The 14,540-nt window shown below is 62.7% G+C and carries 14 protein-coding genes; 8 read left to right on the top strand and 6 right to left on the bottom strand.

From position 1 onward, the window contains the following. Nucleotides 1-27 precede the first annotated feature (27 nt). Entirely contained in the window at nucleotides 28-1,395 is a 1,368-nt protein-coding gene (locus FH975_RS10380) for an NAD-dependent succinate-semialdehyde dehydrogenase (protein ID WP_162321286.1), read from the bottom strand. Nucleotides 1,396-1,654: 259 nt separating this feature from the next. Between FH975_RS10380 and FH975_RS10375 the strand changes: the two genes are divergently transcribed. Next, nucleotides 1,655-2,848, top strand: a complete 1,194-nt coding sequence (locus FH975_RS10375; protein ID WP_162321285.1) for a hypothetical protein — start codon at nucleotides 1,655-1,657, stop codon at nucleotides 2,846-2,848. A gap of 7 nt (nucleotides 2,849-2,855) precedes the next feature. Here FH975_RS10375 and FH975_RS10370 read toward each other — a convergent pair whose 3' ends face one another. The 3 genes from FH975_RS10370 to FH975_RS10360 form a co-directional block, all read right to left on the bottom strand. Beyond that, the gene (locus FH975_RS10370) at nucleotides 2,856-3,989 is read right to left on the bottom strand and encodes a GuaB3 family IMP dehydrogenase-related protein (RefSeq protein ID WP_153078907.1); all 1,134 of its coding nucleotides are present in this window, start codon (nucleotides 3,987-3,989) and stop codon (nucleotides 2,856-2,858) included. A 12-nt stretch (nucleotides 3,990-4,001) separates the two neighbouring features. After that, entirely contained in the window at nucleotides 4,002-5,522 is a 1,521-nt protein-coding gene (guaB, locus tag FH975_RS10365; RefSeq protein ID WP_202923176.1) for an IMP dehydrogenase, read from the bottom strand. Between the two features lie 244 nt (nucleotides 5,523-5,766). Beyond that, complete coding sequence (locus FH975_RS10360) at nucleotides 5,767-6,231, bottom strand: VOC family protein (protein WP_162321284.1); 465 nt, start codon at nucleotides 6,229-6,231, stop codon at nucleotides 5,767-5,769. A 104-nt stretch (nucleotides 6,232-6,335) separates the two neighbouring features. Here FH975_RS10360 and FH975_RS10355 point away from each other — a divergent pair, with 104 nt between their 5' ends. The 7 genes from FH975_RS10355 to FH975_RS10325 all read left to right on the top strand — a co-directional run bounded on the left by FH975_RS10355 (nucleotide 6,336) and on the right by FH975_RS10325 (nucleotide 13,697). Next, a complete protein-coding gene (locus FH975_RS10355; protein ID WP_162321283.1) occupies nucleotides 6,336-7,349 on the top strand; it encodes a helix-turn-helix transcriptional regulator in 1,014 nt (337 codons plus the stop codon). Next, complete coding sequence (locus tag FH975_RS10350; protein WP_162321282.1) at nucleotides 7,346-7,921, top strand: YdeI/OmpD-associated family protein; 576 nt, start codon at nucleotides 7,346-7,348, stop codon at nucleotides 7,919-7,921. The genes FH975_RS10355 and FH975_RS10350 overlap by 4 nt, the downstream gene beginning before the upstream one ends. A gap of 245 nt (nucleotides 7,922-8,166) precedes the next feature. Then, nucleotides 8,167-9,345, top strand: coding sequence for a sulfurtransferase (locus tag FH975_RS10345; RefSeq protein WP_162321281.1), 1,179 nt, complete (start codon nucleotides 8,167-8,169; stop codon nucleotides 9,343-9,345). A gap of 6 nt (nucleotides 9,346-9,351) precedes the next feature. After that, entirely contained in the window at nucleotides 9,352-10,599 is a 1,248-nt protein-coding gene (locus FH975_RS10340; RefSeq protein WP_162321280.1) for a YeeE/YedE family protein, read from the top strand. Between the two features lie 300 nt (nucleotides 10,600-10,899). Beyond that, nucleotides 10,900-11,196: a co-chaperone GroES gene (gene groES, locus FH975_RS10335; RefSeq protein ID WP_119901963.1), complete on the top strand. Its 297-nt coding sequence runs from the start codon at nucleotides 10,900-10,902 to the stop codon at nucleotides 11,194-11,196. 36 nt (nucleotides 11,197-11,232) lie between these two features. After that, on the top strand, nucleotides 11,233-12,831 hold the full coding sequence (gene groL, locus FH975_RS10330; RefSeq protein WP_153078913.1) for a chaperonin GroEL: 1,599 nt from the start codon (nucleotides 11,233-11,235) through the stop codon (nucleotides 12,829-12,831). Between the two features lie 71 nt (nucleotides 12,832-12,902). After that, nucleotides 12,903-13,697 carry a CPBP family intramembrane glutamic endopeptidase gene (locus tag FH975_RS10325; protein ID WP_162321279.1) on the top strand — a complete coding sequence of 265 codons (795 nt, stop codon included), beginning with the start codon at nucleotides 12,903-12,905 and terminating at the stop codon, nucleotides 13,695-13,697. Here the strand turns inward: FH975_RS10325 and FH975_RS10320 are convergent. Both FH975_RS10320 and FH975_RS10315 read right to left on the bottom strand, forming a co-directional pair. Further along, complete coding sequence (locus tag FH975_RS10320; protein ID WP_162321278.1) at nucleotides 13,689-14,273, bottom strand: arsenate reductase/protein-tyrosine-phosphatase family protein; 585 nt, start codon at nucleotides 14,271-14,273, stop codon at nucleotides 13,689-13,691. The genes FH975_RS10325 and FH975_RS10320 overlap by 9 nt on opposite strands. A gap of 7 nt (nucleotides 14,274-14,280) precedes the next feature. Next, nucleotides 14,281-14,540 (bottom strand): GNAT family N-acetyltransferase (locus FH975_RS10315; protein ID WP_162321277.1); only part of this gene is annotated, 260 nt, incomplete at its 5' end.

Below are 14,540 nucleotides of genomic sequence, written 5' to 3'. Positions count from 1 at the left end.
TGTGCTGATCCTGCTTGGTGTGGTCACTCAGACTCGGCGAACCAACTTCTTGTTCGCGAACTCTTCAATTCCGAGCGGCCCCAGCTCACGGCCGAAGCCGGAACGTTTCACTCCGCCGAAGGGCAGATTCGCTTCCGAATCGGTGTTGCTGTTGATGAAGACCATACCGGTCTCCAGCCGTTGGGCAACCCGTTCGGTCTGCGCAGGATCTGTGCCGAACACCGCAGCGCCCAGCCCGTAGGGTGAGTCATTGGCCAGTTCAACTGCTTCGTCCTCATCAGCCACCTTGTAGACCATCACCACGGGTCCGAATGCTTCTTCGTACCAGAGGCGGCAGTCTCTATTGAGGTCAGTGAGCAGGGCGGGGGTGAGGAAGAACCCCTCCCCTGTGGGCTCCCCGCCCATGCGCAGGGCAGCCCCGTGGGCCACCGCGTCGTCGAGCTGTTCGACGAGGTCAGCTCTGGCCGAAGCCGAGGATAAAGGTCCCACAGCAGTGCCCGACTGCGCCGGGTCTCCCACCGTGGTCCGTTCCAGGCGCTGCTGTACCTCATCCACGAATGCGTCGTAGGCAGATTCAACGACGATCAGCCGTTTGGGTGAGGTGCAGGCCTGACCAGCGTTCGATAGGCGTCCGGAGACAGCCTGGCGGGCGGTGGCAGCGAGGTCCTCTGAGTCCAGAACAATGAAGGGATCGCTTCCGCCCAGCTCCAGCACGACCTTCTTCAGATGGCGTCCACACTGTTCGGCGACGATCGCTCCGGCCTTCTCACTTCCCGTGAGGGATACCCCCTGGACCCGAGGATCAGCGATCACCTCCGAGAGCTGAGCGTGAGTGGCGAAAATGTTGATGTAGGCATCCTCTGGGAGACCTGCCTGGCGAAGAATATCCTCAATGGCCAGGGCCGACTGGGGGCAGTTGGCAGCGTGCTTCAGCAGGATGGTGTTGCCCAGTGCCAGGTTCGGCGCAGCGAAGCGGGCCACCTGATAGTGCGGGTAGTTCCACGGCATGATGCCCACCAGCACACCGATAGGCTGCATATGCACTTCCGCTGAGCCGGAATCCACGGGAAGCTCCTGCGGCTGGAGGAACTCCCCGGCGTGTGTGGCGTAGTAGTCAAATATCTCAGCCGACACTGCGATCTCTCCCTTGGCCTGCTTGAGCGGCTTGCCCATTTCTGCCGTGATGAGTTCAGCCAGCTCGTGGGCGCGCTCTCGGTAGATCGCGGCTGCACGGTGAAGCACGGCGACGCGATCCTCCAAGGGAGTAGCACGCCAGGACCGGTAACCGCGGTGCGCTGCGGCAACTGCCTCCGAGACCTCCGCATCGCTTGCGGTCGGATACTCAGCGGTGACTTTCGCAGTTGACGGATTAACCGTCTGGTAAGTCGTTGACATATGGGCCTCCCGGTCTGACGAGCGATCATGGTCGACACGATCGAATACTCCAGCAGTCATTCATCTTCACGCCCTGCTGTCCGGCGTGCTCGGATGTAACCAAGATAACATCTAAAACTAGATCTTTGATGCTGGCACTGACATTCTTCCTCCCACCGCGGCGCTCCGAGCAGCGGGTCAAAAACGAATCAACCGTGGCCGTGGCGGGGAGCTCGTTGTTAGGCTCAGCGTCAAACGACCATTCGAGGAGCTCTTCACCATGGCACAGACCCGACTGTTGTCTGCCCTAGGGGTGGTCGGCGTCGTCGCGCTGATCTCACCCGCGTCGGCCCACGCCGACGAGGAGACACCACTGAGCTCAGACACCTACGGCGGGATATTCCTAGCCGAAGGCGTGGCCACCTTCCCAACCGATGAGGCACTTGAGCTGATGCTCGCCGCTGAGCACTTCAACATCCCCGACACAGTAGAGGTCTGGGCGCATGCCCCAGAGGGCGGTGACCCGGTCCTCATCGGCACCGGCGAGACCGAATCGGACATCTACACCAATCCCGGTGCGGAGACCGCCACCGAGCAAGAAGTGGAACTGATCGAGGTCACGCTGCCCAGCCCGGAGGTCCCCTCCAGCGGCTGGTACGCGTTCGTCGCTCTAGACGAGTCCACCGGGGATCTGATCACCTGGAGCAGCTACCCGGTGATCGGCGAGGACGGCGGAGAGCTCGGGGGCAGCCCCGGTGAGCAGTGGCCGGTCCCGGACTTCAGCGAAAACGTCGAGCCCACCAGCGAACCACCCACCCTGGAAGCGCTGACGGAACAGACCTACGGGCTGGTGAGCATCAACGAAGACGCACCCGTCATACCAGTTGATGAGACATTCACCCTGCAGACCGCCAGCGGCGAGGAACGCACCGACCTGTGGCTGCTGCCCCCCGGCGGTGAGGACGCCATCTTCCTGACGACAGAGCCCGCAAGTGACGGTCTGGGGATGACGCCGGGAACTATGCCCTGGCGGACCGTGGTGCGCGGCGAGGAGGTCGACTACAAGGGCATCTACGGCTTGGTGGCCACAGCGGAATCTGAGGGGGTGGTGGCGTGGACCCCGTTCGCGCTCAGTCCCGACGGCTCCTCCCTGGAGCCCGGCGATCCGGGCGTCGACGAGTCTGACGCCGCCTTCTCCGACCGCAACGTCTGGCCGATCCCCGACTCCGTGGCCGGGCCCGAGGGCGAGACCGAGGCCACTGCTGAGGATGGCGAGGACGAAGACACCGAAAGGGATGGGGACAACGCTCCTGCCAGCCCAGACGCTGAGACCACGGACTCTGACACCGCGGATTCCGAACAGACCTCTGGCAGCGACGCGGGGAGCCCCTGGGCACTGATCACAGCTGTCATAGGCGGCCTGGTGCTGATCGCCACCGCCGGCTACGTCCTCTGGCGGCGCGACAAAGCCTAGCGGGTCCTCAGATCTTTCCCGAAGGGGACACCGTCGCCGACACTCGCTGGAAAGGCTTCAGTTCCACGTAGCCGCAGGACGCCATGGCATGGCGCAGGCCACCCATGAGATTCGACGATCCGTCGGTGTGGTGCCCCGGACCCAGCAGCACCTCTTCCAAGGAGCCGACAGTTCCCACCCGGGTGCGGTGGCCCCGCGGGAAGTTCGGGTGCACCGCTTCCAATCCCCAGTGCCAGCCCTGGCCAGGTGCCTCCTCGGCACGAGCCAGTGTGGCGCCGAGCATGACCGCATCTGCGCCCATGGCGAGCGCCTTCACGATGTCACCGGAGGATCCTAGGCCGCCGTCTGCAATGACATGCACGTACCGCCCGCCCGACTCATCCAGGTAGTCCCGGCGAGCAGCGGCGATATCGCTGATGGCGGTGGCCATCGGAACCCGAATGCCTAAGGCGCGGTGCGTCGTCGTCGCGCTCCCTCCACCGAACCCGACGAGCACGCCGGCAGCACCAGTGCGCATCAGGTGCAGCGCAGGGGTGTACCCGGCGGCTCCACCCACGATCACGGGAACGTCGAGCTCATAGATGAAATCCTTGAGGTTCAACGGATCCTGCGACTCAGACACATGCTCCGCTGACACTGTGGTGCCGCGAATGACGAACATATCCACCCCGGCGTCCACCACCGTCTGGTAGAACTCCTGGGTGTTCTGCGGAGTCAGCGACCCAGAAACGACGACGCCGGCAGCGCGTATCTCTGCCAGCCGGGCCTTGATCAGTTCCGCCTTGATTGGTTCTGAGTACAGTTCCTGCAACCGGCGAGTGTTGACCGGGGAAATCTCCCGTGCGTCCAGGTGGGCGATCTCTTCCAACACTGGCTCAGGATTCTCGTAGCGGGTCCACAGGCCCTCCAAGTTGAGGACGCCGAGACCGCCGAGTTGGCCCAACGCAATGGCCGTAGCCGGTGACATCACCGAGTCCATCGGGGCACCAATGACAGGCATGGAGAAGTTGTACGCATCGATCCGCCAGTCCAGAGACACATCCTGCGGACTGCGGGTTCGGCGTGAAGGGGTGATGTTGACGTCGTCGAGCGCCCAGGCGCGGCGTCCGGATTTGGCCAATCCGATAGGGATTTCGTTCACTGATGCGCTTCCTTACTTACCCCGATAGTTTGGAGATTCGACGGTCATCATCACATCATGCGGGTGGGATTCCTTGAGCCCTGCAGTGGTGATGCGGACAAACTTGCCCTTGGCCTTCAGCTCAGGGATCGAATGCGCGCCGACGTAGAACATCGTCTGGCGCAGTCCGCCGGTGAGCTGGTGAAGCACCGCCGAAAGTGGACCGCGGTAGGGCACTTGACCTTCGATCCCCTCGGGGATGAGCTTCTCATCGCTTGGTACATCGGCCTGGAAGTAGCGGTCTTTCGAATAACTGGTGTTCTTGCCACGGGACTGCATGGCACCCAGCGATCCCATACCGCGGTATGCCTTGAACTGTTTTCCGTTGTAGAACACCAGGTCACCGGGAGATTCCGCAGCGCCAGCCAGGAGAGATCCCAGCATCACAGAATCCGCTCCGGCGAGGAGAGCCTTGCCGATATCACCAGGATGCTGCAGACCGCCGTCTGCGATCACCGGCACACCGGCCGGAATCGCTGCCTTGGCCGACTCATAGATGGCCGTCACTTGGGGCACGCCCACCCCCGCCACCACGCGTGTGGTGCAGATAGAGCCGGGCCCGACACCAACCTTGATCGCGTCCGCCCCTGCCTCGACGAGTGCGGACGCCGCCTGCCTGGTAGCAGCCTGCCCGCCGATGACGTCTGTTCCCGCCGCCGCCGGATCGGCCTTCAGTTTGGCGATCATGTCAAGCACACCCCGGGTGTGACCGTTGGCGGTGTCCACCACCAGCACGTCCACGCCCGCCTCGATGAGGTTCATGGCGCGCTCGTATCCATCGCCGAAGAACCCTACAGCGGCTCCCACCCGGAGGCGGCCCTCATCGTCCTTGGTGGCCTGGGGATATTTGTCGGCCTTATCGAAGTCTTTGATGGTGATGAGCCCGGTGAGTCGGCCGTCGTCGTCCACCAGCGGCAGCTTCTCAATCCGGTGCTCGCTGAAGATCCGCAGCACCTCATCATTGGAAATGCCTTCCTTGGCGGTCACCAGCGGCACCCGAGTCATCTTCTCCCGCACGGTGAGCGTGGGGTACTCGGCATCAGGGATGAAGCGAATGTCGCGGTTGGTGATGATGCCGACCAGAGTGCCGCGCTCATCGACCACCGGCAGCCCGGAGATCCGGTAGTGGCCGCAGATCTCGTCCAGTTCCGCGATGGTCGCATCTGGGCGGATGGTCACCGGATCGGAGATCATCCCTGACTCGGAGCGTTTGACCTGATCCACCTGCTTGACCTGATCCTCAATGGAGAGGTTGCGGTGAATGATGCCTATGCCGCCCAGTCGGGCCAGACCGATCGCCATGGGCGCCTCGGTGACAGTGTCCATCGCAGCCGACACTACAGGCGCTGAGAGCTGGATATTGCGGGTCAGCCTGGTGGAGGTGTCCGCATCAGAGGGCAGGACATCAGTCTCACCGGGCAGCAGCAGCACGTCATCATAGGTCAGACCGACCAGGGCGAAGGGGTCGTGTCCCTCGTCATGGATGTGGCTCAAAGTGGGGCCTCTCGGAGTGGTTCACAGCGGCTCGGTGCCGAGCCTGTGCCAGTCTACTCGGCACCGGATTGCTGACCATAACGCAGAGCCCCAGGCCGCGCACCGTTGACCTCTTATAGCGCCCCCGCCGGATAGTGCCCCACCGGATAGTGCGTCTCGGGATGTGGGGAACTCAGCCAATCTGAGTGCGAGTTTCCTACATCCCGAGACGCGCTGCTTCCTCCCCATGCGACTACTCGGCCTGCTAGTCCTCCTCGGACTGAACGTCGAGCACCCAGGTGACACCGAATCGGTCGGTCACCATCCCGAAGCCGGCGCTCCACGGTGAAGCTGCCAGAGGCTCGATGACCTCCCCTCCCTCAGCGAGCGCCTCCCAATATGCCGAGAGTTCGTCGAGGCTCTGAGCCTGCAGGGACTGGAAGAACGTCTGATCGGTGAACGTCATGCCATGTTCCCGGCGCGTCATTCCCGCCTGCGGGCGATTGTCCGCACTGCCTCCGCCTGGAACGTCGAAGGCCATAATCCGGAAACCGTTGTCACTTTCAAGCCTCCCGAAGACGACTTTGCTCGCGTCCGCAGCCTCCGCCGGCATGCCGAAATCTCCATAAGTCATGGTTGCGACGACACCTCCGAAGACTGTCTGGTAAAACTCCAGTGCTTGCCGTGCGGTGCCCCGAAAGTTCAGGTGGGTCGTGGTGGTGATGCTCATGATGTGCCTCCCTGTAATCGCTTTAGTGACGGCGAAGTGCCGTGAGACCATCCTGGCGCCCTAAGAGGACAGATTCGGTCCGCTTAGCGTGGGAGACTGAGAACATGACCGGAAACTCTTCCCGGATGCTCTCCCTGCTGTCTCTGCTGCAGCTCCGAAGGGAGTGGCCCGGCCCCGTGTTGGCGGCCCGCCTCGAGGTCACGCCGCGCACCGTGCGCCGTGACGTGGAGCGGCTGCGCGACCTCGGCTACTCCATACAATCGACCAAGGGACCTGAAGGCGGTTACCGCTTGGCCGCCGGGTCACAGCTGCCGCCTCTGCTTTTCGACGACGAGCAGGCCGTCGCGATCGCGCTCGCACTCCAGAGCGCACCTTCCACCGGCGCAGCCATCCAGGAAGCAGCCTCGCGCGCGCTCGCCACACTCCGCCAGACCATGCCCCATCGACTCCGTCACCGCCTTGACGGTCTGCGATTCACCACCTCGGCGAGCCAGCCGACCGCGGACCCTGCCGCGTTGGAGGCGGTGAGTCATGCCGTGAATCAGAGGAGAACGCTCCGATTCGACTACAGCGCGCAGGCGAACGGCGAAGCGACTCGGCGGCGTGTGGAACCGCATCACCTCGTCTTGAGGTCAAGCCATTGGTATCTCATTGCCTGGGACCAAGAACGCCAGGACTGGCGGATCTTCCGTATCGACCGCATGGCCATGCGTCTGCCCCACGGTGCACACTTCGATCACCGGCCACTTCCAGAATCCGATGCAGTGACCTTCCTGGCCTCCAGAATGAAGGGTTCAGCAGAAGGCGACCGTTGGCCGGTGCAGGGAACGTTCGTGCTCAACCTGCCATCGCGCGACGTCGCACCGTGGATCGGCGATGGGCACCTTGAAGTTCTTGATGAGCAGTCCTGCCGGGTGACAGCCGGCTCGTGGTCGTGGGCCGGGCTGCTGGCTTGGATCCTGCGCTTCGACACACCCTTCACCCTGGTGGGCCCCGAGCCGCTTCTGAATGCAGCCGCTGAGTTCTCTGGGCGCCTCAGCGACGCCACGAGTCCGCCCTCTGGTCCGGATACCACGACCATCGTCAGCGCAGAGCACGCGAAGGAGTCGGCGGCGTGAACGATGAGGACCGGCTCCATGTCCGCGATGTTGCTGAGTGGCGGGCTTGGCTCAACGCCCACGAGGACGCATCCGCCGGCGTGAAGCTGGTACTGGCCAAGAAGGGCGTGACCACCCCCACCTCTCTCACGTACGCACAGGCCCTCGAGGAAGCTCTGTGCAGCGGTTGGATCGACGGACGTCGCAACCGCATCGATGACGTGACGTTTCTGCAGCACTTCACTCCTCGCCGGCGCCGTTCCATGTGGTCCCAGCGCAACGTCGCGCTGGTTGAAAAGCTCACGGCCGCGGGCAGGATGCGCCCGCGAGGCAAAGCCGAAGTCGATCGAGCGAAGGCAGATGGTCGCTGGGCTGGGGCCTATGCGGGCCAGGCCGCGATGGAGCTGCCAGATGACCTGGCCCACGCTCTTCAGGAGCATCCACAGGCAGCACTGAGCTTCAACGCCATGGGCAAGACAGCCAAGTATCAGCTGATCCACCAGGTAGTCACTGCCGAAACGACGACTCTGCGCCAGCGGCGCATCCGCCGGATTGTGTCGAAGCTTGAGCAGGACCCAGGCAACGCGCCATAGCGGCGCCGGGATCTAATCGGTTCCCCTCAAAGAGCGTCTCGGGATATGGGGAACTGAGCTGATCTGAGCGCAAGTTCCCCGTATCCCGAGACACTCCGCGCCAGGGCGGGCGGGCAGGGCTCCAGGCAACTGCTCTGTGGACATGAACACTGAATATGAACATATATGAACTTATTTTCGCTGCGCTTGAAGATAATGCCGCATAGTGGTGTGGGAATCCTCCACCGCATGCGAAAGGCCGCCTGATGAGCACTGAAGAGACAACACCGCCCACATCCACAGGGACACGGAAGGGCGCAGCGGGCAAGACCGCGATTGCTGTCATCGCCACCGCAGCCCTAGCCGGGACTGCAGGCTTCGTAGTAGCCAATTCAACCAACGACGGCGCCGAGACTCCTACTACTGGTTCCGGAACCACAGCTGGTGAGGCCGCTGCCACGGTCACTGATGTGGAAATACCGGGTGAAAACCGTGGGTTCGACGACGTCCACACTGATGAACCGCTAGCCACCACTGATTGGCTTGCCGAGCGCCTCGACGAGGGTGACCTCCATGAGCAGGGCATTGTGCTGCTCGACGTCTCTGAGAACCTCCCGAACTCTGATCTGACCCCCTACTCCGAGGCGCATATCCCCCAGGCCCAGTACGTGGAGTGGTCGGAAGAATTCACTCAGCCGAACACTCGAGAGTTCATCTCCGCGGATGAGTTCACCGAACTCGCCCAGTCGCTCGGCATCAACGATGACAGCACCGTGGTGCTTTACGGAGACAACAACAACTGGTTCGCCGCCTACGCCTCCTGGGTTTTCAATCTCTACGGAGTCGAAGACGTGAAGCTGCTCGACGGCGGTCTGCACAAGTGGGAGCTCTACGACGAACGCGAACTTGTGGAGGAGGTTCCCGCAGTCCCCGCAGGAAACTTCGAAGCAGAAGCGCAGAACCACGATATTCGCGCCTTCCAGCCGGAGGTGCTGGAGCTCGCAGAAGAGAACGCTGAGGCCGGCGGGGAGGCTGCGGCCGCGGTCAACCTGGTGGACATCCGCTCCGCTGAGGAGCACACAGGAGAAATCGGTGTGGATCCAGACATCTTCCAGGGAGAAGGTGCGGCCATCTGGGGCCACATCCCCGGCTCAATCAACGTCACCTGGACGCAGATCGTTGACGAAGAGACCGGCGAGTTCTTGCCCGCTGAAGAGATCCGGGCCCTCTACGAGGACGCCGGAGTGAACTTCGACAACCCGACGATCGCTTACTGCCGCATCGGCGAGCGCGCCTCGCACACCTGGTACGCGCTGAGCCAGATTCTGGGCGAAGAGGTCAAGGTCTATGACGGGTCCTGGTCCGAATGGGGCAACAGCGTGGGCGTTCCCGTGGCGAACACCTCAGGCCAGCGGGCAGGCCTGTGGGGTCAGTCCGGAGACTGATCCTTCATGACAGTTCAGGTGAGGCCCGACCGAGAGCTTGGTTGGACCAGAGCGGACACCATCCGCACCGCAGTGGCCGTAGCCGTGGCCGCACTGCTGCTGGGCCTGGCCGGGTACCTGGCCGCGACTGACGGTGAGGGACTGGGCGGGTCCAACGCCGCTCTGATGCTGCTGATCGGCGCAGGTCTGGGCATTCTCTTCGAACGCGGTCGGTACTGCTTCTTCTGTGTGTTCCGTGACCTGTTCGAAAAGAAAAACAGCAGAGGAATGTACGCCATCCTGGTCTCGATTGCCGTCGGCATGATCGGGTATGCGGCAATCTTCTCCACCCGCGTCCCCACACCACGCGGGGACAATATCCCAGCAGATGCGCATATTGCGCCGGTTTCGGCCGCCCTGGTAATCGCCGGACTCGCCTTCGGCTTGGGAATGGTGCTCTCCGGAGGGTGCATAGCCGGTCACCTCTACCGGCTGCCGGAAGGTCACCTACGGTCTATACCGGCGCTGTGCGGAGTCGTGGTCGGCTTCGGCCTGGGTTTCCTCAACTGGGACTTTATGTACTCTCACTTCATCCTGGGCGCACCCGTTCCGTGGTTACCTGCCGGCAACGGGTACGTACTTGCGGTGCTGCTCCAACTCGGGGCACTGGTCGCGATCGGTGTATGGCTGCTGCGCTGGAACCCGCAGGTGCAGGGCCGCGGGAACCGCACTGTCGATGCCACCGAGTTGCGCAGGGTGGTGTTCTTCAAGCGATGGCCGGCACTGGCCACTGGCACCGGAGTGGGGCTCCTGGCGATACTGGCGTACTACAAGGACCAGCCCTTGGGAGTCACCCAGCAAATCTCCTCACTGAGCAGGACCGGCATGACTGAGGCAGGCTGGCTGGATCAGTTCATGCCGGGGCTCGACGAGCGCCTGGCCGGGTGCGTGGCCGTGGTGACACACACCATCACCACCAATGGCTGGCTGATCTTAGGAATTGCCCTTGCCTCCCTAGCGGCAGCCCTGCCGGGCCGCAGAGTCCGCTTGGAAAAGGCCACAGTATTCAACTCCAGCACGGCTTTCGCCGGTGGAATTCTTCTTGGCTGGGGTGCCATGATTGGGTTGGGTTGCACCATTGGTGTGATGCTTTCCGGGACCCATGCATTCGCCCTCTCCGGCTGGGTGTTCGGAGCAGCGATTGTGGTGGCCGCCGGGTTGGGGTTCCGTTTCGGGCTTCACCGTAAGGCCGCCCCCGGCGCATTCTCCGACTGAAGCGCCACCGCGACCCCGGAACAGTCACCCTTTGGCGGCAGCGGTAGTCGACACTTTTTAGCACTCTGCTTGATTGAGTGCTAATGCCCGTTCTATAGTGCTGTTAGCACTCGATGTACTCGGGTGCTAAGTTCTGGACGGCCGTCAACCGACTAGGACCATGAAGCCTGAAGGAGACCTCCGGCTCCCGCGACGACGGTTGGTCACTCCCAAGGCGAGCAACAAGAAGACCGAGCGCGGCGTCGTCGTGCTCGGTATCAGCCAAGAGAAGATTCAACTTCAGCAAAGGAGAGAACTGACGTGTCAGTCTCCATTAAGCCCCTCGAGGATCGTATTGTTGTCCGCCCCCTGGAAGCTGAGCAGACCACCGCTTCCGGTCTGGTCATCCCGGACACCGCTAAGGAAAAGCCCCAGGAGGGCGAAGTTGTCGCAGTAGGCCCGGGCAAAGTGTCCGACGCCGGCGAGCGCCTGCCAGTAGACGTTGCAGAAGGTGACGTAGTCATCTACTCCAAGTTCGGTGGCACCGAGGTCAAAGTTGGCGGCGAAGAGTACCTGGTGCTCAACGCTCGCGACGTACTGGCCAAGGTCGAGAAGTAAAAACCCACCGCTCGACTCTCTAAGGAGTAAAAACATATGGCAAAAGAGCTGCTTTATGATGATGCCGCCCGCAAGGCACTGGAAACAGGCATCAACAAGCTCGCCGACACCGTCAAGGTGACGTTGGGCCCACGTGGCCGCAACGTCGTGCTAGACAAGTCCTGGGGCGCGCCCACCATCACAAACGACGGCGTGACCATCGCCCGTGAGGTGGAGCTCGACGACCCCTATGAGAACCTCGGAGCCCAGCTGGCCAAAGAGGTCGCCACCAAAACCAACGACGTCGCCGGCGACGGCACCACCACCGCCACTGTGCTCGCACAGGCGCTGGTGAAGGAAGGCCTCCGCAATGTGGCCGCCGGTGCCGCTCCCAGCGAGATCAAGCGCGGCATTGAGGTCTCCGTCGACGCCGTGACACGGCGCCTGCGGGAGAACTCACGCGAGGTCTCCGGACAGCAGGAGGTCGCCTATGTGGGCGCAATCTCCGCGCAGAACGACGAGGTCGGCGATCTGCTGGCCCGCGCGTTCGATGCTGTGGGTGCTGATGGTGTCATCACCATCGAGGAAGGTTCCACCACATCCACGGAGCTGGACATCACCGAGGGTATGCAGTTCGACAAGGGCTTCCTCTCCCCACACTTCGTCACTGACGCTGAGCGTCAGGAAGCTGTGCTGGAAGATCCCCTGATCCTCATCCACCAGGGCAAGATCTCCAATATGCAGGAGTTCCTCCCCGTGCTGGAGAAGGTGCTGCAGTCCAAGAAGCCACTGTTCATCATCGCTGAGGATGTCGAGGGCGAGGCCCTCTCCACCCTGGTGGTCAACAAGCTGCGCGGCACCCTCAACGCCGTAGCCGTGAAGGCTCCCGGTTTCGGTGACCGCCGCAAAGCCATGCTGGAAGACATCGCAACCCTTACTGGTGCCACTGTCATCACCCAGGACCTGGGCCTGAAGCTGGACCAGGTGGGCCTGGATGACTTGGGCACTGCACGCCGTGTGACAGTCACCAAGGACGAGACCACCATCGTGGACGGTGCCGGTTCCAAGGACGACGTCGACTCCCGCGTTGCGCTGATCAAGTCTCAGGTCGAAGCCAGCGACTCCGAATGGGACCGCGAGAAGCTGCAGGAGCGGCTGGCCAAACTGGCCGGTGGCGTGAGCGTCATCCGCGTCGGTGCTGCTACCGAGGTGGAGCTGAAGGAGCGCAAGCACCGGATTGAGGACGCAGTGTCCTCCACCCGGGCCGCTCTGGAGGAAGGCATCGTTGCTGGTGGCGGTACCGCCCTCATCAACGCCCTCTCCGTTCTGGACGAGGACGCCGACGTCACTGCATTGACCGGCGACGCCGCAGCTGCAGTGGGCATCGTCAAGCGGGCTCTCATTCAGCCGCTGCGTTGGATCGCTCAGAATGCCGGCGAAGACGGTTTCGTCGTGGCCTCCAAGGTCGCTGAGCTCGAACCCAATCACGGGTTCAACGCCAAGACAGGCGCCTACGGTGACCTGATCAGCGACGGCGTCATCGACCCGGTGAAGGTGACCCGTTCTGCCCTGCAGAACGCCGCCTCCATCGCAGCGCTGGTGCTGACCACCGAAACACTGGTGGTCGAGAAGAAAGACAAGGACGAGGACCACTGATCCTCTGATCCACGTGTAGAGAAGCCGGTCCGTGTTAACGGGCCGGCTTCTCTGTTCTCTACACTTCTTGCATGACAGCACCCACCGCCGACCGCCGTTTCTATGGGTGGGAGGTCGGGATCGTGTTGGCGCTGTCCTTGGGGCGCAGCGCCATCTATGCAGTGCTCAACCTCGCTGAACGGCTGAGCATCGCTCCGCTGGCGGACCAGACCGCCACTGTTCAACGCTCCCGCTCCCGGGAGGAGTTCTACGACTTCAGCTTCCAGGTGTTGGATTCGGTGTTCGCGTTGGCACCCGTGGCGCTAGTGATTTACTTAGTCTTCCTTCACGGAGACAACCCGTTCCGCCGCTGGGGATTGGACTTCCGCCGCCCTGGAAGAGATTGGGCCATAGGCGCAGGCCTGTTCACGCTCATCGGGCTAGGCACCTTGGCGGTGTATTTCGCTGGCCGGACCCTCGGCCTCACCACCCAGATCATCCCAGCCGACGTCACAGAGTACTGGTGGAGCGCTCCGGTGCTTCTGCTGGCCGCACTGCGGCACTCTCTCCTCGAGGAGGTCATCATGATTGCCTACCTCTTTGACCGGGCACGCCGGATCTGGCCGCAGCTGGCAAGCGCACAGGCCCGGGGCCCATCCGCCGTCTGGATCCTAGTGACAGCCACGGCCCTGCTGCGCGGCGCCTACCACCTGTATCAGGGGTTCGGGCCAGGAATCGGCAATGCGCTGATGGGCGTGATCTTCGCAGCCGTTTATCTGAAATACGGGCGGGTGATGCCGCTGGTCATCGCGCATTTCCTGCTCGACGCCGTGGCTTTCCTCGCCTTCCCCCTGGTTCTGCAGACGTTCGGGCTCAGTTCACTCTGACAACCGCAAAGCCTGCGCCAGTACCTCCACCGACTCCCGAATCTGCCCGAACGAGGTGTCATAAACCGACTCCGGGAGCATATACGGGTCGACGACGTCGTCTTCACGAGTCGCAGCACCAGCACTGCGGCGTGCCTGGTCAACTTGGGGAACGAGGGCTGCCAACGTCTGCGCTGCTGTGGTGTCCTGACCTGCGGCGTCGCCGAGGTCTGCGCGGTCCAGGGTTCGCAGCAGCCGTCCGAACTCCGGCATGGTGAACATTCGCGCACGCGCATCAGGCACCTCGGCGGCCATGTCCTCAATATGCACCCGCGTGGCCGAGAGGATCAGGTCCGCACCCTTGATTGCTGAGGGTGTGACCTGCTGGGCTTCGAAGTCGTCAACATTGGCGCCGTATTCTGCCACACGCCGCTTCATGGGCTCCTGCATGTCTTCACCATCGTGGGCGTAGGTTCCTCCCGAGATCACCTCAATATCAGGCTCGTCGCGGAAGAGCTGAACGAGCAGCCTCTCCATAGCTGGGGAACGGCAGATGTTGCCTGTACAGACGGTGAGGACGGTAAACGTTGCGGACACTGTGGAATCACACCTCTCTGATGAAGAACGGGAACGTCTCACGCTTGGCTGGAATATCCAGGACGAAATCACGGTCCGGAACCCTGATAAAACCTTCTGATTCGTAGAGCGCGTGCGCAGCACCCATGGACTTCAGGCTGCAGAGGGCCACGGCTCGGATTTCTGGACGGGCGGCCGCGCCGGCAACAATGTGGCGCACCATGGCACGGGCCACCCCGCGGCCCTGAGCCTCCGGGGCCACCGCCAACATCCGGAACTCCAGCTCCC

This window comes from Nesterenkonia haasae, assembly GCF_010119385.1.
GTDB lineage: Bacteria > Actinomycetota > Actinomycetes > Actinomycetales > Micrococcaceae > Nesterenkonia > Nesterenkonia haasae.
The sequence above is the reverse complement of the archived record's forward strand: the minus strand, read 5'-3'. Positions and strand labels throughout refer to the sequence as shown.

Excerpts from the sequence above, each read along its gene's own strand:
- FH975_RS10380 (WP_162321286.1), bottom strand. The coding sequence starts at position 1,395 with ATGTCAACGACTTACCAGACGGTTAATCCGTCAACTGCGAAAGTCACC.
- FH975_RS10375 (WP_162321285.1), top strand. The coding sequence starts at position 1,655 with ATGGCACAGACCCGACTGTTGTCTGCCCTAGGGGTGGTCGGCGTCGTC.
- FH975_RS10360 (WP_162321284.1), bottom strand. The coding sequence starts at position 6,231 with ATGAGCATCACCACCACGACCCACCTGAACTTTCGGGGCACCGCACGG.
- FH975_RS10355 (WP_162321283.1), top strand. The coding sequence starts at position 6,336 with ATGACCGGAAACTCTTCCCGGATGCTCTCCCTGCTGTCTCTGCTGCAG.
- FH975_RS10345 (WP_162321281.1), top strand. The coding sequence starts at position 8,167 with ATGAGCACTGAAGAGACAACACCGCCCACATCCACAGGGACACGGAAG.
- FH975_RS10340 (WP_162321280.1), top strand. The coding sequence starts at position 9,352 with ATGACAGTTCAGGTGAGGCCCGACCGAGAGCTTGGTTGGACCAGAGCG.
- groL (WP_153078913.1), top strand. The coding sequence starts at position 11,233 with ATGGCAAAAGAGCTGCTTTATGATGATGCCGCCCGCAAGGCACTGGAA.
- FH975_RS10325 (WP_162321279.1), top strand. The coding sequence starts at position 12,903 with ATGACAGCACCCACCGCCGACCGCCGTTTCTATGGGTGGGAGGTCGGG.